The organism is Pontibacter flavimaris (genome assembly GCF_001907195.1).
Taxonomy (GTDB): Bacteria; Bacteroidota; Bacteroidia; order Cytophagales; family Hymenobacteraceae; genus Pontibacter; species Pontibacter flavimaris.
Genome location: NZ_LVWA01000012.1, coordinates 73,630 through 96,789 on the forward strand (window position 1 = coordinate 73,630; position 23,160 = coordinate 96,789).

The 23,160-nt window shown below is 52.7% G+C and carries 19 protein-coding genes; 11 read left to right on the forward strand and 8 right to left on the reverse strand.

Annotated elements, in window-relative coordinates:
- Positions 1-372 precede the first annotated feature (372 nt).
- The 3 genes from A3841_RS17910 to A3841_RS17920 all read left to right on the forward strand — a co-directional run bounded on the left by A3841_RS17910 (position 373) and on the right by A3841_RS17920 (position 6,970).
- Entirely contained in the window at positions 373-1,659 is a 1,287-nt protein-coding gene (locus A3841_RS17910; protein WP_073854479.1) for a citrate synthase, read from the forward strand.
- Positions 1,660-1,811: 152 nt separating this feature from the next.
- On the forward strand, positions 1,812-2,261 hold the full coding sequence (locus A3841_RS17915) for a 6-pyruvoyl trahydropterin synthase family protein (protein ID WP_073854481.1): 450 nt from the start codon (positions 1,812-1,814) through the stop codon (positions 2,259-2,261).
- 212 nt (positions 2,262-2,473) lie between these two features.
- A complete protein-coding gene (locus tag A3841_RS17920; protein WP_073854483.1) occupies positions 2,474-6,970 on the forward strand; it encodes a DUF7619 domain-containing protein in 4,497 nt (1,498 codons plus the stop codon).
- A gap of 69 nt (positions 6,971-7,039) precedes the next feature.
- Here A3841_RS17920 and A3841_RS17925 read toward each other — a convergent pair whose 3' ends face one another.
- The 4 genes from A3841_RS17925 to A3841_RS17940 form a co-directional block, all read right to left on the reverse strand.
- Positions 7,040-7,774, reverse strand: a complete 735-nt coding sequence (locus A3841_RS17925) for an EcsC family protein (RefSeq protein ID WP_073854485.1) — start codon at positions 7,772-7,774, stop codon at positions 7,040-7,042.
- Between the two features lie 89 nt (positions 7,775-7,863).
- Positions 7,864-8,913 carry an MlaD family protein gene (locus tag A3841_RS17930; protein WP_073854487.1) on the reverse strand — a complete coding sequence of 350 codons (1,050 nt, stop codon included), beginning with the start codon at positions 8,911-8,913 and terminating at the stop codon, positions 7,864-7,866.
- Between the two features lie 3 nt (positions 8,914-8,916).
- A complete protein-coding gene (locus A3841_RS17935; RefSeq protein WP_073854489.1) occupies positions 8,917-9,690 on the reverse strand; it encodes an ABC transporter ATP-binding protein in 774 nt (257 codons plus the stop codon).
- A 9-nt stretch (positions 9,691-9,699) separates the two neighbouring features.
- Positions 9,700-10,515 (reverse strand): MlaE family ABC transporter permease, encoded by an 816-nt coding sequence (locus A3841_RS17940; protein WP_073854491.1) that lies wholly within the window; start codon positions 10,513-10,515, stop codon positions 9,700-9,702.
- 314 nt (positions 10,516-10,829) lie between these two features.
- Here A3841_RS17940 and A3841_RS17945 point away from each other — a divergent pair, with 314 nt between their 5' ends.
- A complete protein-coding gene (locus A3841_RS17945; RefSeq protein WP_073854950.1) occupies positions 10,830-11,300 on the forward strand; it encodes a DUF4126 family protein in 471 nt (156 codons plus the stop codon).
- Between the two features lie 178 nt (positions 11,301-11,478).
- On the forward strand, positions 11,479-12,645 hold the full coding sequence (locus tag A3841_RS17950; protein ID WP_073854493.1) for a sigma-54-dependent transcriptional regulator: 1,167 nt from the start codon (positions 11,479-11,481) through the stop codon (positions 12,643-12,645).
- Positions 12,646-13,518: 873 nt separating this feature from the next.
- Here A3841_RS17950 and A3841_RS17955 read toward each other — a convergent pair.
- Genes A3841_RS17955 through A3841_RS17960 form a run of 3 tightly spaced genes read right to left on the reverse strand, consistent with a single transcriptional unit; the run spans position 13,519 to position 15,465 of the window.
- Entirely contained in the window at positions 13,519-14,229 is a 711-nt protein-coding gene (locus A3841_RS17955) for a M90 family metallopeptidase (RefSeq protein ID WP_317042503.1), read from the reverse strand.
- Positions 14,230-14,433 (reverse strand): hypothetical protein, encoded by a 204-nt coding sequence (locus A3841_RS20660; protein ID WP_235861475.1) that lies wholly within the window; start codon positions 14,431-14,433, stop codon positions 14,230-14,232.
- A 33-nt stretch (positions 14,434-14,466) separates the two neighbouring features.
- Entirely contained in the window at positions 14,467-15,465 is a 999-nt protein-coding gene (locus A3841_RS17960; protein WP_073854495.1) for an acyl-CoA synthetase family protein, read from the reverse strand.
- Positions 15,466-15,534: 69 nt separating this feature from the next.
- Here A3841_RS17960 and A3841_RS17965 point away from each other — a divergent pair, with 69 nt between their 5' ends.
- The 4 genes from A3841_RS17965 (at position 15,535) to A3841_RS17980 (ending at position 18,096) form a co-directional block, all read left to right on the forward strand.
- Positions 15,535-16,077 carry a hypothetical protein gene (locus A3841_RS17965; RefSeq protein WP_073854497.1) on the forward strand — a complete coding sequence of 181 codons (543 nt, stop codon included), beginning with the start codon at positions 15,535-15,537 and terminating at the stop codon, positions 16,075-16,077.
- Positions 16,078-16,147: 70 nt separating this feature from the next.
- Entirely contained in the window at positions 16,148-16,618 is a 471-nt protein-coding gene (locus A3841_RS17970) for a hypothetical protein (RefSeq protein WP_073854499.1), read from the forward strand.
- Between the two features lie 131 nt (positions 16,619-16,749).
- Positions 16,750-17,655, forward strand: coding sequence for an MBL fold metallo-hydrolase (locus tag A3841_RS17975; RefSeq protein WP_083610421.1), 906 nt, complete (start codon positions 16,750-16,752; stop codon positions 17,653-17,655).
- 6 nt (positions 17,656-17,661) lie between these two features.
- Positions 17,662-18,096, forward strand: a complete 435-nt coding sequence (locus A3841_RS17980; RefSeq protein ID WP_073854501.1) for a putative quinol monooxygenase — start codon at positions 17,662-17,664, stop codon at positions 18,094-18,096.
- A 209-nt stretch (positions 18,097-18,305) separates the two neighbouring features.
- On the opposite strand, the gene A3841_RS17985 is transcribed toward A3841_RS17980, so the two are convergent.
- Positions 18,306-20,714, reverse strand: a complete 2,409-nt coding sequence (locus A3841_RS17985; RefSeq protein WP_073854503.1) for an alpha-ketoacid dehydrogenase subunit alpha/beta — start codon at positions 20,712-20,714, stop codon at positions 18,306-18,308.
- A 190-nt stretch (positions 20,715-20,904) separates the two neighbouring features.
- On the opposite strand from A3841_RS17985, the gene A3841_RS17990 reads away from it, so the two are divergent.
- Both A3841_RS17990 and ald read left to right on the forward strand, forming a co-directional pair.
- Positions 20,905-21,690 carry a DUF1573 domain-containing protein gene (locus A3841_RS17990; protein WP_073854954.1) on the forward strand — a complete coding sequence of 262 codons (786 nt, stop codon included), beginning with the start codon at positions 20,905-20,907 and terminating at the stop codon, positions 21,688-21,690.
- 236 nt (positions 21,691-21,926) lie between these two features.
- On the forward strand, positions 21,927-23,039 hold the full coding sequence (gene ald, locus A3841_RS17995; protein ID WP_073854505.1) for an alanine dehydrogenase: 1,113 nt from the start codon (positions 21,927-21,929) through the stop codon (positions 23,037-23,039).
- The last annotated feature ends 121 nt before the right edge of the window (positions 23,040-23,160 follow it).

Sequence of the window (23,160 nt, forward strand, 5' to 3'; positions counted from 1 at the left end):
CCAAATTACGTGATCAACGCTATTGGTTTATACTTTGGTCAAAATCCGGACACCTGCAAAAAACAGGGTCTGCGCCCCTTAAAGCATAGCGCCGTCTCTATAAGGGCCTGCAGGCTTGCATGCCTCAGAGCCCACCCATCGTGCAAGTATAAACCCCTTTTGTTTCATCCTCCGGCACTGCCATCCTGATAAATGATTTCGGAAAAGTGAAACATTTTACGGCATTTTCACTTTAAGAGGTGGGTAAGATGAGGTGGCTCGCTACTACATTGCCGGATTGCGATATTATGCAAGCAGCACGTTTCTTTTTAGAACTATTTTACCTAATTTCGCTTCATTAAGAGACACAACTACGCAAAAAAACTAATACACATGTCAGAATTTGCTGAAATAATTTTAGATGGTAAATCTTACCAGATGCCTGTTGTTGAGGGTACTGAGAACGAAAAAGCGATAGACATTTCTTCTCTGCGTGCTCAGTCGGGCTATGTCACCCTGGACTCAGGCTACAAGAACACGGGAGCCACGACCAGCGAGATCACTTTCCTGGACGGGGAGCAGGGCATTCTGCACTACAGAGGCTACCCTATTGAGCAGCTGGCGGAGAAGTCGAGCTTTATCGAGGTGGCTTACCTGCTCATCTACGGCTCGCTGCCGACACAACAGGAGCTGGACGATTTCAGCAACAAGATAAGACTGCACACGCTGGTGAACGAGGACATGCGCAAGATCCTGGACGGTTTCCCTTCCGCGGCGCACCCGATGGGCATTCTTTCGGCCCTGATCAGCTCGCTCACGGCCTTCTACCCGGAGTCGCTTAACCCGAACCAGTCCAAGGACGAGGTGGACCTGTCGATCATCCGCCTGATGGCGAAAATGCCGACGATAGCCGCCTGGTCTTACAAAAACTCCATCGGGCACCCGGTAAACTACCCTAAGAACAAGCTGGATTACTGCTCCAACTTCCTGCACATGATGTTCGCCTACCCTACCGAGGAGTATGAGCTGAACCCGGTGGTGGTGGATGCGCTGAACAAACTGCTGATCCTGCATGCCGACCACGAGCAGAACTGCTCTACCTCCACCGTGCGCCTGGTGGGTTCGGCCAACGCCAGCCTCTACTCCTCCGTGTCTGCCGGTATCGGCGCGCTGTGGGGCCCGCTGCACGGCGGTGCCAACCAGGCCGTAATCGAGATGCTGGAGCAGATCAAGGCGGACGGTGGCGACTCTAAGAAGTTCATCGCCAAGGCAAAGGACAAAGACGATCCGTTCCGCCTGATGGGCTTCGGACACCGCGTGTACAAGAATTTCGACCCGCGCGCCCGTATCATTAAGAAAGCGACGGATGAGGTGCTGACTGCCCTGGGCATCAACGATCCGATCCTGGACATTGCCAAGGAGTTGGAAGAGGCTGCCCTGAACGATTCCTACTTCGTGGAGCGCAAGCTGTACCCGAACGTGGACTTCTACTCCGGCATCATTTACCGCGCCATCGGCATCCCGACAGACATGTTCACGGTGATGTTCGCCCTGGGTCGCCTGCCAGGCTGGATCGCGCAGTGGAAAGAGATGCGCGAGAACAAGGAGCCTATCGGCCGTCCGCGCCAGATCTACACCGGCGAGACCAAACGCGACTACGTTCCGGTGGAGAAGCGTTAATCCCTTCAAAGTATACGTACAGCGAAAGGCTGGCTCCGAGGGGCCAGCCTTTTTCTTTTGCCCCTGTCCTATAATGACCTGCGTCATTTTATACTTCCCACCGCCCCGCTACCTTGCACGTAAAATATGCAATACCCATACTTTATACTTTGATGACCAAGATCAGGCTTACCAGGCTTTTCACATTCGAGACGGCGCATGCCCTGCTCAACTACGACGGCCCCTGCCGCCGCATCCACGGCCACTCCTACAAGCTGGAGGTAACCGTTATCGGCACGCCGCTGGTGGAGGAGGAACACCATAAAAACGGCATGGTGATGGACTTTGGCGACCTGAAGCAACTGGTGCAGGAGCACATCGTGCAGCCCTTCGACCATGCGCTGGTGCTGCCGCAGGGCACCCCGGAGGACTTGCTCGAGCGGCTGCGCAAGTATGAACACAAACTGGTACACACGCCCTACCAGCCCACCTGCGAGAACATGCTCATCGATTTTCAGCACCGCCTGCAGCGCCACATGCCCGACTACGTGCAGTTGCACCACCTCAAGCTCTGGGAAACGCAAAACTCCTTCGCCGAGTGGTACGCAGAGGATAACCGGTAAAACGCAGCATCTATTCGTTGGCGGCGGCCTTTATACTTTGCCTTGAAGTATAAAGGCCGCCGTTTTTGCTGCCTGTCGTTCACCAACTCCTGCAAGTATAATTTGCGGCTGTACCACCTCCTGAAAAGATATATATTTAAGTCAAAATGTATACCTTTAGGCCCTGTTACTGAACCACCTATACTTTATTGACCACCGTTCACTTTTAGCCTATGAGAACAGCTTTACTTTCGCTTACTTTTCTGTGTATTTCTGTTTCTGCTGCCCTTGCGCAGGATTACAAGCTCGGTTACGTGATCGGAAACACCGTTTCCTTTCCCTATGATATTACCGTTGGCCCAGACAATAAATTATACCTGGCCGATGATTACAGCACGCGCGTTTTCAACCTCTCCGGCACCATGCTGGACGAGTACCATCTCACTGGCCGGTACCATGACTCTAACTCGCACAAGGCAACCAGCCTGGACAGCGAGGGAAATATGTACACGATCAGCTTTGGCAGCCGCATCCATAAGATTAGCCCTGACAACGAGATACTGCTCAGCTTTGGAGAAGAAGGCAGCTTACCTGGGCAACTAAATGATCCGTATTCCTTGGTCGTAACTAAAGACGGCACCATCATCGTAGCGGACACCGAAAACCATCGTATCCAGAAATTTGACCAGAAGGGAAATCTGCTTTCCGTGATCGGGAGTTTCGGGGAACTGCCCGGGCAATTCAACATGCCTAACAGCCTTGCCCTCGATAGGGAAGAGAATCTGTACGTTTCCGACCCCCATAATGCCCGCATTCAGATATTTGATAAATCAGGGAAACTCCTCACGTATTTCGGTAGTGGCTGGGCAATTTACCCTGATGACATCGCCTTAGATGCGGACGGGTATGTCTATATAACCGAGCGTTATTCTCATCAGGTTATTAAGTTTGACACTACGGGGTATTGGCACATGAACTTTGGGTCAGAAGGAACCGGGAACGGTCAGTTTACCGGCTCCAGAATGAGTCTGACGCTTGACAACGAAGGAAACATATATGTAGCCGACAGGGATAATGATAGCCGTATTCAAAAATTTTCTCCGGAAGGCGAATTCCTGTTGGACTTCGGCAATTTTGAGAGTAGAAGCGCCGATAAACTGTACCCTTATGCCGTCAAGTCAGACCAGGTGGGGAATTACTATGTTGCGTTCAGCAATGGTATCATCCAGAAGTATGACACGGAAGGAAACTTATTGTTCGCGTTCGGAGGCAAGGGCACGGACAACGGAAAGTTTACAAGCCAGATAACAAGTATGGAGCTGGACCAGGCAGGTAACCTGTATGTACTTTCGAAAGATCCGGCAGGCAGCGTTCAAAAGTTTACGCCAAACGGTGTGTTCATCTCCAGGTTTGCACCTGCTTCCAGTACAGGCACAGCGAGCCCGACAACCTTAGCCAATCCCATATACCTTAAACTGGACCCTCAGGGTAATGTCTATGTTTCTGATGACATTTATCTGTACCAGTATAGCGCTGAGGGGAGACTTATAAAAAGGCAATCATATATCAACAATGAAACCGGAGCTCCTATTAATTTTAAGGAAGGCGTATTTAACAGCCGACTTAAATTCAGTATAGACAAAGAAGGGGCGCTTTACATTTTACTTGTCCGGAAATCTAAAAAGTTTACCCTAAATGGCGAGTTTCTGGGGGACTTTCTTCCACCAAACGCTTACCCGGACGGATTTACAGCCTATGATATGGATTTTGACGGGCAAAACAACATGTATCTTTCCAACTGGGGACACATTTACAAGTATGATGCTCACACAAAAGCCCTGGTGGCTAGTTCAAGGAACTACTCCTATATCTTCCACATTCTCCAGAATTCTTTTTCGGTAAACAAATCGGGATCCCGCATCATCGTTTTAAGCCCAAACAATACAGTAGCGAGTTTTACCAACAACGAGCCGATTACCTTGCCTGAAACAAATAATATAACCGGCGTAGTATTTAACGACAGGAACAACAACTGCATTTTTGATGAGAACGACAGCCCGCTTCCCGGGATTTTAGTCGAAGCCACTCCTGGTCCTTACTATTCGTTTTCCGACAAAAACGGCAACTATTCGCTACCCGTTGGCTCCGGAACCTATCAAGTAAAGGAAATCCTGCCTGCAAACGAGGCCACTAAGAAAATCATTGCCTGCCAAGCCGAAGCCATACAAATAACCTTTTCTTCGCTTGGGCGAAACCAGACACTTCACCTTGGCAACCAGGTCACCCTCTCCCCTTACCTCTCCGTCAGCGTCTCCTCCGACCGCCGCCGGCGCTGCTTCGAGAGTACCACCACCGTCCGCTACGTGAACTCCGGTTTTGCCACGGCACCCGATGCCAAGGTATATGTGCAGTTGCCAAAGGAAGTAGAACTGCTCTCTGCAGACAGGACCTATAATCGCCTTTCCGACGGGACGTATGAGTTCGTCGTAGGCGACCTGGCAGCCGGGCAACAAGGCACGATCACCATCACAGACATCGTAACCTGCGGAAACGAAGCGGTGCGCGGCCGCACCGTCTGCACCCGCGCCTGGATCACGCCATCGAATAACGCGCCTGTTCAGCCGACACCGACGGTTTCCATCACGGGCCGCTGCGATGCAGAGTCGGGCAGGATTCGTTTCGTGATCAGGAACTCCGGCACCGCCGACATGGAGCAACACGAGCTGTTCCGTAAGTTTAGGGATGGCAGGCTGGCCTCCAAGGAGCAGTTCCGCCTCGCGGCCGGCGACAGCATGGTGCTCTGGGTGCCTTCCATGGGCTATACCTGGCGGCTGGAGGCGGACCAGCCGGAAGGCAACGGCGACAATACCCTAGCCAGCGTGACGATGGAGGCCTGTACCGCCGCTTCTGCGGACACGACTTTCAGCTCTGGCTTTGTAAACCTGATGCCGACAGATGACGAGGAGGCTGAGGTGTCGGAGGAGTGCGTGCTGATTACGGACTCCTTTGATCCGAACGACAAGCTGGTGACGCCGGTGGGAAGGACAGAGGAAAACTATACGCCTACCAACACAGCGCTTAAGTATAAGATCCGCTTTCAGAACACGGGGACCGATGTGGCTTACCGCGTGGTGGTAGTGGACACGCTCTCCGAGCACCTGGACCTAAGCACACTGGAGGTTGGGGCTGCCTCGCATACCCACCGTTTGGAAGTGAGCGGCAAGGGCCGGCCAGTTCTCACCTGGACCTTCGATAACATCATGCTGCCCGACAGCAACGCCAACGAGCCGGGCAGCCATGGCTACATCCAGTTCAGCATCAAACCCAAGGCAGGCCTGCCCGAGAAGACCGCCGTGGAGAATTTCGCTGACATTTTCTTCGACTTCAACTCCCCTGTCCGCACCAACGTCACCCTCAACCGCATCTATGACATGCCCCCGGTGGTGGACGAGGCGGTGCGGGTGAACCTGGAGGACGTGCTGGCCACACCGGCCATCACAGCGTTTGAACCGGCGGCCGGCAAGTATGGCACGGAAGTAACCATTACAGGAAATCGATTTGCAGGCATCGCGGCCGACAACAAAGTATACCTGAACGGGACGGCCGCCACCGTGGTTAGCGCGACCTACTCCGAGCTGCGCGTGCTGGTGCCGGAAGGCGCGGCTACGGGTGCCCTGAAAATCATTACTCCGGATGGTGGGGTTACGGCCACAGAGAGCTTTGAGATATACCAGCCGCCGGTGCTCAACTCCTTCAGCCCGGCTGAGGGGATGGTAGGCAATATCGTAAACCTGCACGGGCTACTCCTGCAACCGGAGCTTATAGAGGCGGTAACCCTTGGCAACCTCGACTGCGAGATTGTTCACCACGATGGCAACCTGGTGGCGGTAAAGGTGCCTGCCGGAGCCGAGACGGGCACTTTCGCGATCCGAACCAAAGGAGGTGAGGTGGAGAGCGCCTCCGCCTATACCGTCTGGTATAACCCGGTCATCAGCAGCCTGAGTAAAGAAAGCGGTATCGTGGGGAGCACCTTCACCATCAGGGGCGAGAATTTTACTGCGGATAAGGCTCGGATCAACGTGCTTCTTGGGTTAGTGCAGGCCCAGGTACTGGAGGCAAGCCCGCAACACCTGCTGGTGCAGGTGCCGGAGCAGGCTGAATCTGACATACTCATCGTGGAGACACCAGGCGGCTCAGCAATTGGCAAGTTTCAGGTAATTCCGGGGCCAAGATTCACGGCTATGCAGCCGGCGCAGGGAAGTGTGGGCACAGTGGTGGAGATCAGCGGCCAGCACTTCGGTATCATGGGACTGCAGGACAAGATCGCCTTTAACGGGCAGGAGGCGTTAGTGCTGGAGGCCTCCGGTGACAAGTATAAGGTACAGGTACCACGTGGGGCCACCACGGGCAAGGTAGAGATAACAGGATTCGGCGGGAAAGCCAACAGCACCGCTGATTTTGTGGTAGAGGACCTTTCACTGGCCGAGTCTATCATCATCTCCCCTAACCCAAGCAATGGCAGCTTTAAACTAGACTTGCACCGCGCCGATTTCGACCTAAAGCAACTGCAGGTTTACAGCAGCCTGGGCCAACTGGTGCTGGAGCAACGCTTAACAGCGCCGCGCCCGGATACGCTATTGGTGCAGTTGCCTAAAACCCAGGCCGGTATCTACCTGTTACACCTGCACACCGACCGTGGCCTGCTCCTGTTTAAACTCTATGTGCGGTAACAAGTAATGCAAGTATAAAAGTAATAGGGCCGGCATACGTTGCCGGCCCTATTACTTTTATACTTGCCTTTAGGCCTGCAGCAGCCCCTGCTCCTTCAAGCGCAGGCGATAAGCGTTGATGGCCGTCTCTCCAAGCTTTGTAATGAGGCGGTAGTTTACCACCGCACCGATCGGCGCGCCGATGATGGGAATCAGCTGGGCCATCTTAGCCAGGTCGATGTAGTCGCGGTACTCCTGCTGCAGGCTGCGCCAGTCAAAGGCATTGATGTCCTCGGGCAGCAGCAGTTTCTGCGATTCCCAGTCGGCCAGGTGCAGGTATACATTGCGGCGATGCTCCTGTGAGCTAAAAGCCAACTCGAAGATGTGCAGCAGGTATACCCGTTCACGGTAGTCCTTTATATCATACCCATACAGGGCGGCAATGTCATAGAGCAGCTTGAGCTTAAGGCCCAGCAACAACGGGAAATCCACCAGTCCGAGCAGAATACCACCTGCCCCCGTCACACCGCCCTCAGCCGCTGCCGCCTGTTGGTAGTATTTTATCTGCCCCCGCACCTGCCCCTCCCGCACTTCCAGCGGCACCTGCTCCAAGGGCTTCTGTGAAATGTACCCGGCACCAAACAGCACCCCCTGGATCATCTGTTTCATCGCCGAGGTAATGGCCTTGTGCACCTTCTCCGGTATAAAGCTGTTGAGCTTGACCTGCGCCCTGCGGGCAAGCGCGTTAAACATACCTGGGTCGCGCAGCATCTCGTGCTGCCACCGCCGCAGTTCATATAGGGCCTGAGCTTCGTAGGGAGACATGGGAAGTTAGAGAGTTTGGGAGTTAGAGAGTGTTATGCTTGTACTGGTATTAAAGTATAAAAGCCGGCAAATGCCGGCTTTTATACGTGTTATTTCTCTTCTTTAACCGGCTGTTGCACCGGTTGCTGTTGCTCTTGTTCCGGTTGCTTCTCCTGGGCCTCCTCGGCGGCTTCCCGCTGCTCTTTATCCTTCTTCCGGAAATAGCCTCTGAGCAGGAAGTTACTCTGCAAGGCCTCCATATTCGCGTCCAGCTTCTCGCTGCTGGTCTCCAGGTTTTGCATGGTGCGCTGCAGCTGGCCCGCAAAGTCAGGGTCGTTCAGCAGCACGCCCACGGCATTGTTCTCGTTGTTAAACTTGCTGCTGGCCTGCTCCAGGTTCTGCGCCATCTGCGTGGCCGACTGCGTGGCCTTTTCCAGCTCCGCCATCGAGCTCTCCAGGCTGCTAAAAACGGTGGTGTCCGTCAGCAGGTTATCCGCCAGGCTACCCTTTGTGTTCAGCTTGCTGGTAAAGCGGCTCAGGTCGCGGGAGGCGCGCGCCGCGTTCTGGGATGTGGTTTCCAGGCTGGCCACCATGCTCTTAAAGTCTTTTGCCAACGTGGAGTCGTTGAGCAGCGTGCCAACGGTTCCCTCGCCCCGCACCAGTTTATCGCTTATCACACTGAAATTGCTGGTAATGTTTGACAGGTTCTTGTTGTTCTCCTGCAGCGTTTTCATGATGTCGTCGGTGTTCAGGTTCGCCTCGGATGCCAGCACATCGCCGTCCTGCACCTGCCCTGTGGCCGGTGTGCCGCCAAAGATCTCTATGATCTTGTTGCCGATGAGGCTTTCGGAGCTGATGCGTGCCTTTGAGTTTTGGCGAATGTACTGCTGCGCCGACTGCTCCAGGTTCATCAGCACCTGCACCTGCGACTCGCCATGCAGCCTGATATCCTTTACCGTGCCGATCTTGACGCCCGAGAACCAGACGTTGTTGCCCACCTTCAGGCCCTCCACATCACTAAAAACAGTACTCACCGTAATACTCTCGATAAATTTCTTCTGCTGGCCACCCAGGGTCAGAATACCTATCACAAAAATAACGATGGCTATCAGGACAAAGATCCCGACCATAATGGAACGCTTATTTTCTGCCGAATTCATACGTTAGTATACAAAGTTGTAATCGTAAAACATCTTAACCCGCTCATCATCCGTGTTAAACACCTCCTCGAATGTACCCTGTCGCTGGAACTGTCCTTCCAGCAGCATCACCATGCGGTCGCCTACGGAGCGGGCACAGGTCAGGTCGTGGGTAATGATGATGGCCGAGGTATTGAACCGCTCCTGCACGTCGTTGATCAGCGCGTTGATCTCGATGCAGGTAATGGGGTCCAGGCCGGCCGTTGGCTCGTCGTAAAGCATTATTTCCGGCTTAAGTATAAGTGTGCGCGCAATGCCGATGCGCTTGCGCTGTCCGCCGGAAAGCTCTGATGGCATCTGGTTGATGGCCTGCAACAGTCCCACGCCGTCCAGTATAAAGTGTATCCGCCTGTCGCGCTCGCCCTTGCTCATATCTTTTGCATGGCGGATGAGCGGAAACTCCAGGTTCTCATACACCGTCATACTGTCGTACAGGGCACTGTTCTGGAACGAGAAGCCAACCTTGAGGCGCAACTGGTCCAGCTGTTTGGGCTTCAGTTTGTTCACTTCCTGGCCCAAAACCCTCACCATCCCCTCGTCTGGGTCGAGGAGCCCAGAAATGATCTTGATCAGCACTGACTTACCGGTGCCCGAGCGCCCCAGCACCACCAGGTTCTCGCCCTGGTACAGGTTCAGGTCCACGCCCTTCAGCACCTCAAAGTCATCGAAAGCCTTTTTCAGCCCCTTGATCTCGATTACTTTGTTCTCGTAATTTATGTTTGGATTGATCTTCTTCATACTTCCTGCTTACATAGCCCTGAACAGGTTGATGATCTGCAGGGACAACAGTTCTTCGATAAAAACCAGGAACATAGCCGTTACCACCGACGAGTTAGCCGCCTTGCCCACTCCCTCCGTTCCCTTGGAAGAGTAGTACCCTTTGTAGCAGCCCACCATGCCTATCGTGAACCCGAAGATGAACGTTTTAATAATGGAGGAGAAGATATCCAGGAAGGTGATAGCCTCGAACACCTGTGTCATATAGGTGGTAAAGCTGGTCAGCTCGTTCTGGTTTACGTTGAGGTAGGCCCCCATCAGGGATACAAAAACAGTGTAGATCATCAGGGCCGGCACCATGAGCGTGGTAGCCAGCACGCGCGTGACCACCAGGAAGTTAAACGGGTTAGTGGCCGACACCTCCATGGCATCGATCTGCTCGGTTACGCGCATCGACCCAAGCTCTGCCCCAATGGCTGAGCCCACCCGGCCGGCGGCAATAATGGCGGTAACCAGGGGCGCCAGCGCCCGCACAATGGCGATGGATACCAGTGAGGGCAGCCACGAGGTGGCCCCGAACTCCGACAGCGAGGGCCGCGACTGGTTGGTAAACACGATGCCGATGATGAAGCCTGTGAGCGAGATGAGCGGTAGCGACCTTACCCCCACCTCATAACACTGCCGCACCACTTCCTTCAACTCGTAAGGCGGCACAAAGACTTCTTTAAAAAAGCGGACATGGAAAGCATAGACCTTGTAAAGCTCCAGGAAGATCCGGTCTACCCTGCGCGACACAAAATACCTCCGCTTTCTTTCCGTATCTACCTTATTATCTTTTAATCCCATTAAAAGTTCTGATTCAGAATGAGACGTGAATGAACCACGTGTGTATAACGAGTAGCGAAATTAAGTATTTTTCATGTAGACTGGGACGAATAATTCATTTTCCTTCCGTTATAGCTATACCTATACGCCATTTACATCAAACTGTGTTTACCCTGGGCCTGTTTAAAATTTATGATACGACCGGAGCATGGCCCGGGACAGTCTCTCTTTGTACAAGGGGTGGATGACTGCTTCTAAAATCCCAATACCGCGTGCCGCAAAACAGCCTGCACCCTCGAAGCCCCGTACATGTAGGGAAACAAAAAAACCACCGCATGAAAACAGAACTATATAAAGCACTGGCCATGGGTGCCCTGGCGGGCATGAGGAGCCTGGCAGCCCCGGCGCTACTGAGCAGCGCTCTGCAGGAAAATCCTCAGGGCGGGTTGTCCGGCACCCCGCTTGCGTTCCTGCAAAATAAGTATGTAGCTTACGCGCTAACCGGGCTGGCCGCCACAGAGCTGCTAGGCGATAAATTACCCGTGGCGCCCGACCGTATCATTTTACCTTCCCTGCTGATGCGGGCGGGTTCCGGGGCGGTGGTGGGAGCAGCGATTTTTGCAGGCAGCTACAAAAGTATGACCAAAGGGGCGCTCGCTGGTGCGTCCGCTGCCGTGGCAGCCACTTATGCCAGCTTCTACCTGCGCAAGTTCCTGAGTGACAAGACTGAAATCGCAGACCCTGTACTAGGCATGTTGGAGGATACGCTGGTGCTGGGCGCTGGCCTGAAAGCCGCAAAGGCGTGAGTCCTACATGATACGTTGCTGGAGCGACGCAGCAGTATGGCCCTGCCGCAGCTACTGGCCCGTAATAAAAATGCGCAACAGCTCACCAAGTTAGGCGCTAACAGCGTAAAAGTGCAGCAGCCGCCTTGACAAGCGGCCGTGAATTGGCTATACTTAACGAGATAATCAATATAAAACTATGCCCAAGATTCTGATCATCGACGACGAGAGGGCCATCCGAAGCACCCTGAAGGAGATCCTGGAGTTCGAGAACTATAACGTGGATGAAGCCGAGGACGGCGAGCGAGGCCTGCAGCTGCTCGGCAAATCCAGGTATGACGTGGTGCTCTGCGACATTAAAATGCCTGGCATGGATGGCATCGAGGTGTTGGAGAAAGCAATGGAAATCACACCCGATACACCATTCATCATGATATCCGCCCACGGCACCATCGATACCGCCGTGGAAGCCACCAAAAAAGGCGCTTACGATTTCCTGCAGAAGCCACCGGACCTGAACCGCCTGCTCGTAACGGTGCGCAACGCCCTGGATAAATCGAACCTGGTGACGGAGACGAAGATCCTGAAAAAGAAGATCTCCAAGACCTACGAGATGGTAGGCACCTCCCCTGCCCTGAGCCGCGTGAAGCAAGCCATTGAGAAAGTGGCCCCGACTGATGCCCGCGTGCTGATCACCGGCCCGAACGGGTCGGGTAAGGAGCTGGTGGCCCGCGCCCTGCATGAGCACAGCAACCGCTCCGGCGGCCCGCTGGTGGAGGTGAACTGCGCCGCCATCCCAAGCGAGTTGATCGAGAGTGAGCTGTTCGGCCACGAGAAAGGCTCGTTCACCTCAGCAGTGAAGCAGCGCATCGGCAAGTTTGAGCAGGCCGACGGCGGCACCCTGTTCCTGGATGAGGTGGGCGACATGAGCCTGTCGGCGCAGGCGAAGGTACTGCGCGCGCTGCAGGAGCACAAGATTACGCGTGTGGGCGGCGACAAGGACATACAGGTGGATGTGCGCGTGGTAGCGGCCACGAACAAGAACCTGCTGGAGGAGATAGAGCATAGGAACTTCCGCGAGGACCTCTACCACCGCCTAGGCGTTATACTTATTCATGTGCCGCCGCTGAACGAACGCCGGGAGGACATTCCGGACCTGGTGCAGAAGTTCCTGAACGACATTGCCAACGACTACGGCAACAAGCCCAAAGACATCACACCCGAGGCGCTGGAGTACCTACAGGGGCTGGACTGGCGCGGCAACGTGCGCGAACTGCGCAACGTGGTGGAGCGCCTCGTGATCATGAGCGGCCCGGAGATTACGGCCGAGGACGCCAGGGCCTATGCCAGGCCTGTGGTTGCGTAGCGCAAAACAAAGAGAATGAAAAGCTGAAGAGGCCCCGGTATAATCTTACCGGGGCTTTTTTATACTTACTACTTTCCCTGTTCTTCCTAACACTCTTGAGGCGGGAGCCAAAAAGAGCCAGCGCTGCTGCGGGGTATCTTGATTAGGAATTTTAGCAAAAGGCAATTTGGTGAAGGAGATAAAGCATAAAACCACTTATACCTATACTTATACTTGCGGCATCGCGAAAGCTGCGGACAGGTTGCAACCTGTCCCTACGAAGCATGAACCCGCTCCTCCAGGGAGCGGGTTTTCACCCCACCCCAGCCCTCCCCTAAAAACAGGGGAGGGAGCTCTGCAGTATCGAATCTAACCACCCCTACCCCTCCTTATCCAAGGAGGGGAATCTGTTACTGCTAGGTCTAAAGTATGAGTCTCATAGTCAAAGTATAAACACCCCTATTGACCTAAGGTCGCAAGTTTCGAACTCTCGTTCTCACTTGTCCTCCAGGGGACAGTCTATACTTGTTGCATGGCAAAAGCAGCAGCTATCGAATCTGTTCCCAGTCCTTGGGTTGAGCGCCTTGTGAGATCCGGTGCCACGTTAGTGGCAGCGCCCTGGCGCAGGAGGGAACACAGCGCGATGCCAAAGGACGAGCCCTCTCGGGCTTGAGAGCACCAAAGTATAAATGCAACTGTAGGTTTGTGGGAACTAGAGGATCAGCGGAAGCTAGCAAGGATGCTTGTGTCAAAAGTAGGAAGCAGCGGCCAGGGAAGTATAAATCAGCAAGTATAACACAAGCATAAAGTATAACTTCCCAAGCCTATCGAGTCACAGCCCTGACGCCATGACACGATAAAAGTATAAAGACCTGCATCGTCAATCCTCTTCAACTACTTCCGTTTCAGCATACAGCATTGCTTATACTTTTTGCCGCTGCCACAGGGGCAGGCTTCATTGCGGCCCAAGCGCTTGCCGTAGGGGTTTAGCAGCTCCCTGAAATTCAGCCGGAAGCGACGCCTGGGGTTCTGGGCGAATACCTCGGTGAGCAGCTCGTATAGTTTTGGATGATTTTCGGCCAGTTGCTCGGGCTTCTCAAAAAAGTACTCGGTCACTACGGCGAAGAACTCGGCCTCGCTGGTGGCGCCGTAGCTGTCAATCTCTGATTTGCCCTGCCGGATCTTCTGAATCTTGCGGTACATCAGCTCCTGCCACGGCTGCACCAGTTCTGCCGGCATGTAAGCGGCGGGCGTTCCGTCTATCTCCCCGTCGGCCTGGTCCAGCATATGGGCGAACTCGTGTATGCCCACGTTCTTGCGGTCGGCCATGTCATTAAAGCCCTGTTCCAGGGCAGGCTTGGAGAGCGTAACGTAGTGGTCGTTCTGAAACGGGTTCACGCGCCCGAGCACCTCGCTCACAGCCTCGCTTTTCTCGTCTTTATACTTTTTTATACTTCCCGGAAACACCAGCACCTCACCCAGGTTACGGTACTCCCAATCGCGAAAGCCGAAGATGGGTATGATGGCGCTGGAAGCAACGAGCACCTTAGTCAGGTCATCAATCGCCACATCAATGCCCGTGATGCGCTTTTCGGACAGGAACAGTTACACCAATTTCTCGAAGCGCTGCCTTTCCTCCTCGGTTTTCAAAGTATGATAAAAGCCTACACGGTCCTGCAGGATCTTGCGCCACGCCACCGGAAAATCCGAAACTAGCACCTGCCTGCGGCGGCGCTTTTGCCGGGTGGCCCAGCGGTAAAACACAAAGCCAATGGCGGCTACAAAAAGTATAAAGGCAAGGTATCCCATAGGTTCGTTAACGCAGTTTATACATTGCGGATGCTAGCTTACCAGCAGGTTACAACCCCGGATGTCTGAGTTATCGAAACGGCCCAGCACCTCGAAGCTGCCGTCCGGGTGCAGGCGGCCGATGTCCTTGGTCTCGATAAAGGCACAGGAATCCACGTTAGCAAGGTCGATGACGTTGATACCGCCGCTGCTACGGGCGCTGTTGCTCATGTCGAAAGGGTCGTTTAGGTCGCGGAGCAGGATGCGCATGGTATAGCCGGGCCGGAAAATGCCTTCCCCCTGGGAGTATCCCTGCGAGAGGAGCTCCGTCATGCCGTACTCGGAGTGAATGGCCGGTACGCCGAGCCCCTGCTTCAGCTGCGCGTGCAGCTCCTCGCGGATCATCTCCCGGCGGCGCCCTTTCATGCCGCCGGTCTCCATCACGGTTACGCCGGCAAAGTCCTCCTGCCCCCGTAGCTCCTCGCCTAAATCCAGCAGCGCGTAAGACACCCCGATCAGCAACACTTTCTTGCCCCGGCCCCTGGCCTGCCGCAGCGCCTGGAGCAGCTGGCCGTGGTTGCGCAGGTAAAAGCCTTCCTCCTGCTGGCCGGTTCGCTTCACAAAATGAGCCACCATGGCTACCAGCGACGAGCCGCCCTGCTCCAGGTAAGAGGGCAAGAGCGCCAGCACCACGTACTCCTGCAGCGGTCCGTAGAAATGCTCGAAAATACGCTCCGACACCTGGTGGTACAGGCTGAGGCTGGAAACGAGGTGGCGGCTGCGTGCTTGCCTGGTGGTGCCGCTGCTGTAGAAAATGACCTCAGGCTTAAATTCACCGGTTACCACCTGCTGCTCTTTAAAGAACTCGATCGGCAGAAAGGGAATTTGCTCCAGCACCTTTACCTCCGCTGGGTTCACGTGCAGGTTTTGCAGGTAATTTTTGTAGATGGGGTTGTGCTGCGCCTGGAAACGGAACAGCGCCAAAGCCGTAGAATCAAAGTCGAAAGGCTCCTGCTGACACAGTAGGCTGGCGTGCTGGGTTTTAAAATCCATTGAATACAACAATTGCTATATTTCCTGCGTTTGATTTAGTAAATTTAGCTTCATTTTCTGATACTCCACATGAAATACATGCTAAAGTATAGCCCCCTGCTGCTGGTGCTGGTAATTGCCCTGGGCAGTTGCCGCGAAGAGCCGAACTACAGCGACATACCTGCCATTACGTTTGATAGGGTGGAACAGTATACTTTTACCAAGAACCGGATCGTTTTTGATTCGCTGGTGATTGCCGTGGACTACCAGGATGGAGACGGAGACCTGGGACTGAGCCGGGGCGAAGGCGGTTCCCAGACCGGCCCGGACTTTGAGCCTCCCTTTGAGCCTGGCTCCCAGTATTTCGACAACTTTATCGTGAACATGCAGGTGAAGCGCGGCAATACCTACCAGCCAAGCTTCGTCAACTTCAATGGCCGCTTTCCGAGGCTCTCCAGCGACGAAAAGTCTGAGGCCCTGGAGGGCGAGATCCGCTACACCATCACCAGCTTCACCACAGAAAGCTATCCCTTCCGCGACACTGTGCGCTTTGAAGTATACATCTACGATCGCGCCCTCAACCAAAGCAACGTGGTGTATACCGATGATGTGGTCCTGTACCAGGGGCAGTAATCACATTACTACGTACATAGTGCAGGTAAGCGTATGTTTTCGTTTAGCCAGCAGTTGCACGTAATTTATAATGAAAAAATACATTCTGTTTCTGGTTAGTGGAGTTCTGAATCTCTACTTATTGCTGTTGTACCTTGGATTCTCAGCAGGCTTTGCTAGCTACTTACCTGTATTTGCGATATTAGGTGCTTTGCTTCTATTTGCATTCTGTCCATGGTTGACTTTGTATAAACCAAAGATAGGTTCCCTTGTAGGATTAATCTGTTTGATACCTATAGTTCTGTGGCATCTTACGGCTATTGTAAACGGTGTTTTCAATTCGAGTAAAGACAATATAACAAGCACAGAAGAATTAGTTGTCTTCAGTATATTGTTTGTTGTTGCAGCATTGGCGTCTTTTCTTGCAGTAAAAACATTGCAAGAAGAATCTGTAGGGTGGGACTCGTCAGACAAAAGTATCAAACACTCAACAAAATTGATTCTATCGTTGATACCTGCTGGCTTGGTTGTCTTTTGGGTTGTGTCAATAATGATGAAATAGAAAAACCTTGTCCAACAAGGTATAAATACCATACTTCGGCCGACGGCCTTGTACACTGTTTATACGAGACGTTCGCGGCAAGCTGAGCCAACAAGAGAACCAATACGCCAAACTATGAAAAGAGTGATTTTATGAATAAAATACTTTTAACACTTGCGGTTATCTTGCTGACTTCTTCCTGTCAACAAGCAAAGAAGGAAAAGATCGAAGGTAATCAACCGGAGGTGGAAGAAAAGTATCAAGCCAAAGCACCTCCTACTCAATATTTTGGAACAGAAGCATTTGAAGAATCAGACAGCACAACGCTAAGGTGGTTAGGGATGGCAGGATTTTTAGTTAATAGCAGAGGTACAACACTTATGATAGACCCTTTGCTCGGAGGATTTGATATGCCAATAATGATTGAGTTTCCCATTAAAGCCAATGAAGTCCCCGGTTTGGATGCTGTTTTAATAACCCATAGTGATAATGACCATTACAGTAGACCGACATGTGCCGATTTGAAATCTGTAACCAGGGAATTCCATTCAACCATTTATGTTGATTCATTAATGAAAAATCAGGGTTTGCCCTCCTTTGGTCATAATATCGGAGATTCATTTAATATTGGCGGACTCAAGGTTACCTTAACTCCTGCCGACCATGCTTGGCAAAACGCCAGTCCTGAAATGAACGAAGGTCGATATTGGAAACAAGAAGATTGCGCGGGATTTTGGATTGAAACACCTGACGGAAATATCTGGGCTACGGGAGATTCAAGACTGATGCCCGAACACCTAAAAATGCCAACACCCGATGCCATCCTTTTCGATTTTTCAGATAGCGAATGGCATTTTACATTAGAAGGTGCTGTAAAATTGGCAAATGCCTATCCAAATACACCTCTTTTATTACATCATTGGGGTTCTGTAGATGCCCCTGATTTTCCACCATTTAACGCAGACCCTGAGGAATTGAGAAAGTTGGTTGATAATCCGGAAAGGATTGTCCTTTTGGCACCGGGGGAGCCTTTTACGCTTAAAAGAATTGTAAAGTAATCGACTATGAAGTCAGTAAATAAAGCATCACTGTTTTTCCTTTTATTAATCTTTGTGAGTTCTTGTACGCAACGAGCAGAAAATGAAAAATCCTTCAATGCTGATGAGATGATAATAAGAATTTCTGAAATAGAAATAGATTCAGCAGACCTTGAAGAGTATATTTCAATACTTAAAGAAGAATCAGAGGCTTCTGTAAGATTAGAGCCAGGGGTAATTTCAATCTACCCGATGTATCAGAAAGAAAATCCGACCCAGATTAGGATTCTGGAAATATACAAAGACAAAGAGGCTTATGATTCTCATTTAGAGACACCACACTTCAAGCATTACAAGACCACTACCCTAAAAATGGTAAAGTCTTTAAAGCTGCTAGATATGGAAGCGATAGATGAGGAATCTATGCCAGCAATATTTGAAAAATTATCGGAAAATGAATAGCCAGCCGCTAACACTATCTAGGCGTAATGCGGGCTAAACAGCAAAATTGAGTTTTTCTGCTTCTAAAAAACTTTGTGTTGGACGGACAGTGAATCGCTCCGAAACCCGCACTACGCTTATACTTAACGTTAGTGTCCGCTATAAGTATAAAAGAACGTCCCCGGTAGCCGCGGCTACCGGGGACGTTCTTTTATAGCTATACTTTAAACTTAGTAAATACTTGGAAATGCTTTCGGGTCTGCCTCGTGCAGGATCTCGTAAACCGCTTCGAATACATCTTCTGTGTTCGGCTTAGAGAAGTAGTCTCCGTCTGAGCCGTACGGCGGGCGGTGCGCCTGCGCCGACAGGCACTGCGGCTTGGAATCCAGCCATCTCCAGGCACCCTGCTCGTCCACCACCTGCTGCATCATGTAAGCGGATGCGCCGCCCGGCACGTCCTCATCGGTAAACAGTACGCGGTTTGTCTTGCGAATGGAGTCGGTGACCACGTGGTCCACGTCGAAGGGCAGCAGGGACTGCACGTCAATTACCTCGGCCGAGATACCAAATTCCTCCAGCTGGCGGGCAGCCTCCATCACGATGCGGCACATAGAGCCATAGGTAACAATGGTGATATCCGCGCCCTCCTTCAGGACCTCCGGCTTGCCAAGCGGCACGGTAAACTCACCGATGTTGTTCGGAATGCGCTCCTTCAGGCGGTAGCCATTCAGGCACTCGATCACCAACGCAGGCTCATCAGACTTAAGCAACGTATTATAGAAACCGGCGGCCTGTGTCATGTTGCGCGGCACCAGCACGTGCATCCCCCGGATGCTGTTTAGGATCATGCCAATCGGTGAGCCGGAATGCCAGATGCCCTCCAGGCGGTGGCCACGTGTCCGCACGATCAGTGGTGCCTTCTGGCCGCCCTTGGTGCGGTACTGTAAGCAGGCCACGTCATCCGACAGGATTTGAATGGCATACAGCAGGTAATCGAGGTACTGAATCTCTGTGATGGGGCGCAGGCCACGCAGGGCAGCGCCTATCCCCTGCCCGATGATGGTACACTCCCGGATGCCGGTGTCGGTAACGCGCAACTCGCCGTGCTTCTCCTGCAGGCCGGCAAAGGCCTGGTTCACGTCGCCGATAAAGCCTACGTCCTCGCCAATGGCGAACACGCGCGGGTCGCGGGAAAGTATGGCATCGAAGCAGGCCTGCAGCACCTCGCGGCCATCCACCACCGGCGAGCTCTCATCGAACTCCGGCTTTACCTCCTCCACCAACAGCGCCGCCTCTTCAGACTGGCTGTATAAGTATGAGTTATAGCGGTCGGCGTTCTCGCCCAGCGTCTGCTCCAGCCAGCCCACCAACTCACGTTTAGCCATGTTATGCTCGTCGCGCACGTAGCGAAGGGCTTTGCGGACGGCTCTAACTGCGTCACTGCGGATCGGGTTCAGAGTTTTGCGCAACTCCTCGGTAATGGTGGCAATCTCCGTAATATGCTCACTAGCCTCAGCCAGGCCATCCAGCAGGCGCAGCGCCTCCTCATGGTCCACCTTAATGTCTTCGGCAAAGTCATTCCAGGCATTGCTGCGGGCCACCTTTACGGCGTCTTTTGCCTCTGCCTCCAGCTGCTCTAACTGCTCCACGGAGGCAATCTCGCTTTCCAGGATCCACTCGCGCATCTTCTTCAGGCAGTCGTACTCCGCCTCCCACTCCAGGCGCTCCTTTGATTTATAGCGCTCATGCGAACCTGAGGTGGAATGGCCCTGCGGCTGTGTCAGCTCCTCCACGTGCACCAGCACTGGCACATGCTGTTCGCGGCACACGCGCACGGCTGCCTCGTATGTATCGCAAAGGGCGGCGTAATCCCAGCCTTTTACTTTAAATATCTCGTAGCCCTGCTCCCCTTCGGCGTTGCGCTGGAAGCCGGCCAGAATTTCGGAAATACTGCCTTTGGTGGTCTGGTATTCGGCAGGAACCGAGATACCGTATGCATCATCCCAGACGGATACCAGCATGGGCACCTGCAGCACTCCTGCCGCGTTAATGGCCTCGAAGAACATGCCCTCGGAGGTGGAGGCGTTGCCGATCGTTCCGAAAGCCACCTCGTTTCCGTTCACTGAAAAGTCGCTCATACTTTGCAGGGCCGGGTTCTGTCGGTACAGTTTAGAGGCATAGGCCAAACCCAACAGGCGCGGCATCTGGGCGGCAGTCGGGGAAATATCGGCGCTGGAGTTCTTCTGCTCCATCAGGTTCTTCCATTGGCCGTCCTCGTTCAGGGAGCGGGTGCCAAAGTGGCCGTTCATGGCGCGGCCGGCGGTTGATGGCTCAGCCTCCACATCGGTATGGGCATACAGTTGTGCAAAGTATTGCTGCAGCGTCAGCTCCCCGACGGCAAACATGAAGGTCTGGTCGCGGTAATAGCCGGAGCGAAAATCGCCGTTGCGAAAGAACTTTGCCATGGCCAGCTGTGCCACCTCTTTGCCATCCCCGAAAATACCGAACTTGGCCTTCCCCATGAACACTTCCTTGCGCCCTGTAAGGCTGGCTTGGCGGCTCTCCCAGGCAATGCGGTAGTCATGTAGTATTTCTTCGGAAGTTAATCTCTGAGTTATAGATGCTTCAGCAGTTTGCATGTCGTCTCGATTAAACCAATTGCGTTTTTTCTTATCAAAAGTACGTAAGATTCCCCTAAAATCAAATTTAGCGGTGCCGGGGGCAGGCCGCCAGGCGGGTGAGATCCTATGTTTGAAAAAAGTAATCTGTAAATTTGTTTTGCACGAAAATTAACCGAATTTGAGTGCAATTTCCTGGTTGCCTTGTTTTATGAGAAGTAAACTATTTCTATTAACGCTGTTGTGTTTTATATTTGCGTGCTATACCGCTAAGGCACAGGGAAAACTGGTTTTTGATACCGAAACCCATGACTTTGGCATCATAGCGGAAGGCACGCAGGCCACACACGTTTTTAAAGTCAGAAACGAGGGAAACGAGCCGGTGGTTTTACCGAGTGTGCAGGCCTCCTGCGGCTGCACCACCCCCACCTGGACAAAAAAACCGATCATGCCCGGCGATACTGGCACGATTACAGCTGTTTATAACTCAGCGGGCCGGCCTGGCCCGTTTCATAAAAGCATCACGGTGTACTCTAACAACTCCGTGCAGCCGCAACATGTTTTGTACATTAAAGGAGAGGTTGGACCGAAAGATTTAATTTCTGAGCTTACGCCGGAACGAAAGGCACTTTCGCCGCGTTTGGCAATCGGAAGCACCAGCTACAGCTTCGGAAAACTTGAAAAAGGACAAAAAGCTATAGCCAGATTCCTGATCCGAAACACTGGCCGCCAGCCACTTGTGATACAGGGAGTGAAAAGTGCTTGCAACTGCGTTATATACCGCACCTCCAAATCGGAAATAAAACCCGGCGAGGTAGCAACTTTGGAACTAAGGTATAATGCGGCAATGTTAGGGGAGCAAAACGAGGTAGTAACCGTTCTTTCGAATGATTTGATTATGCCCAACCTCAGGCTGACGCTGAAGGCAAAAGTAGTAGAGGGCAAGGCATCCAAAGATATGTTAAGGGAAGGCGCACAGCCGACACCTTTCAGATAGTTTTTTTCATAGTTTTATTTTGTACTAATGGCAGTGATTTTATCACTGCCCTTTTTCATTTTATACCTGTCCATATTACGGTTCGAAGGTTACCGCCATTGCACCCTTTTTATACTTTTACGCACTATGAATCAATCCTTTACGCTGCATGGGTGCAGAACTATTTTATTTCTGTAAACTAATGGTATCTTTGCGCAGCTAAACTAAAAACTTGTTAATTTTAATCTGATCGCGACATGATAATTGGTGTTCCTAAGGAGATCAAGAATAATGAAAACCGCGTGGGAACGATTCCTGCAGGTGTGAACGAATTGGTGCGCAATGGCCATACAGTTTATGTACAGGCCACAGCCGGAGAAGGCAGCGGGTTCTCCGACGAAGATTATACGAAGGCCGGCGCCACGATCCTCCCCACGATAGAGGAAGTATACGCCATCGCTGAGATGATCATCAAAGTTAAAGAGCCGATCGAGTCTGAGTATAACCTGATCAAGGACAACCAGTTACTCTTCACCTATTTCCACTTTGCCTCGCATGAGCCGCTGACGCGCGCCATGATTGAGCGCAACGCCGTTTGCCTTGCCTACGAGACCGTGGAGCGCGCCGACAGAAGCCTGCCCCTGCTGATCCCTATGTCGGAGGTTGCCGGCCGCATGTCGATTCAGGAAGGTGCCAAGTACCTGGAGAAGCCCATGAAAGGCCGCGGTATACTTTTGGGTGGCGTACCGGGTGTGCGTCCTGCCAAGGTGCTGATCCTGGGTGGTGGCGTGGTAGGCACGAACGCTGCTAAAATGGCTGCCGGTATGGGCGCCGACGTAACGATACTAGATACCAACCTGGCCAGGCTGCGTTACCTGGACGACATCATGCCTGCCAACGTGAACACCTTCATGTCGAATGAATATAACATCCGCGAACTGCTGCCAACGCACGACCTGATCATCGGCGCCGTGCTGATACCTGGTGCCAAGGCGCCACACCTGATCAAGCGGGAAATGCTGAAGGAAATGCGTCCGGGCACTGTGCTGGTAGACGTTGCCGTTGACCAGGGCGGTTGCATCGAGACAGCCAAACCAACTACGCACGAGAACCCGACTTTCATCATAGATGATGTGGTGCACTACTGCGTGGCCAACATGCCGGGCGCCGTACCTTATACTTCCACACTTGCGCTAAACAACGCGACATTGCCGTACGCTATTCAGATAGCGAACAAGGGCTGGAAAAAAGCCTGCGCCGACAGCGAGGAGCTGAAAAAAGGCCTCAACGTTGTGAATGGCAAAGTGGTGTACCGTGGTGTGGCAGAGGCGTTTAACCTGCCGTATACCCCGGTTGAAGAGGTCCTGTAACCACAGACAATAGTATAAAGTGGGGCGCCTTTTTGACATTGTCAGAAAGGCGCCCTTATTTTTGCCTTACTGCTGCCGCTGATAATACAGCCTGAGGCAGCATTATACTTTTCTATTTAGA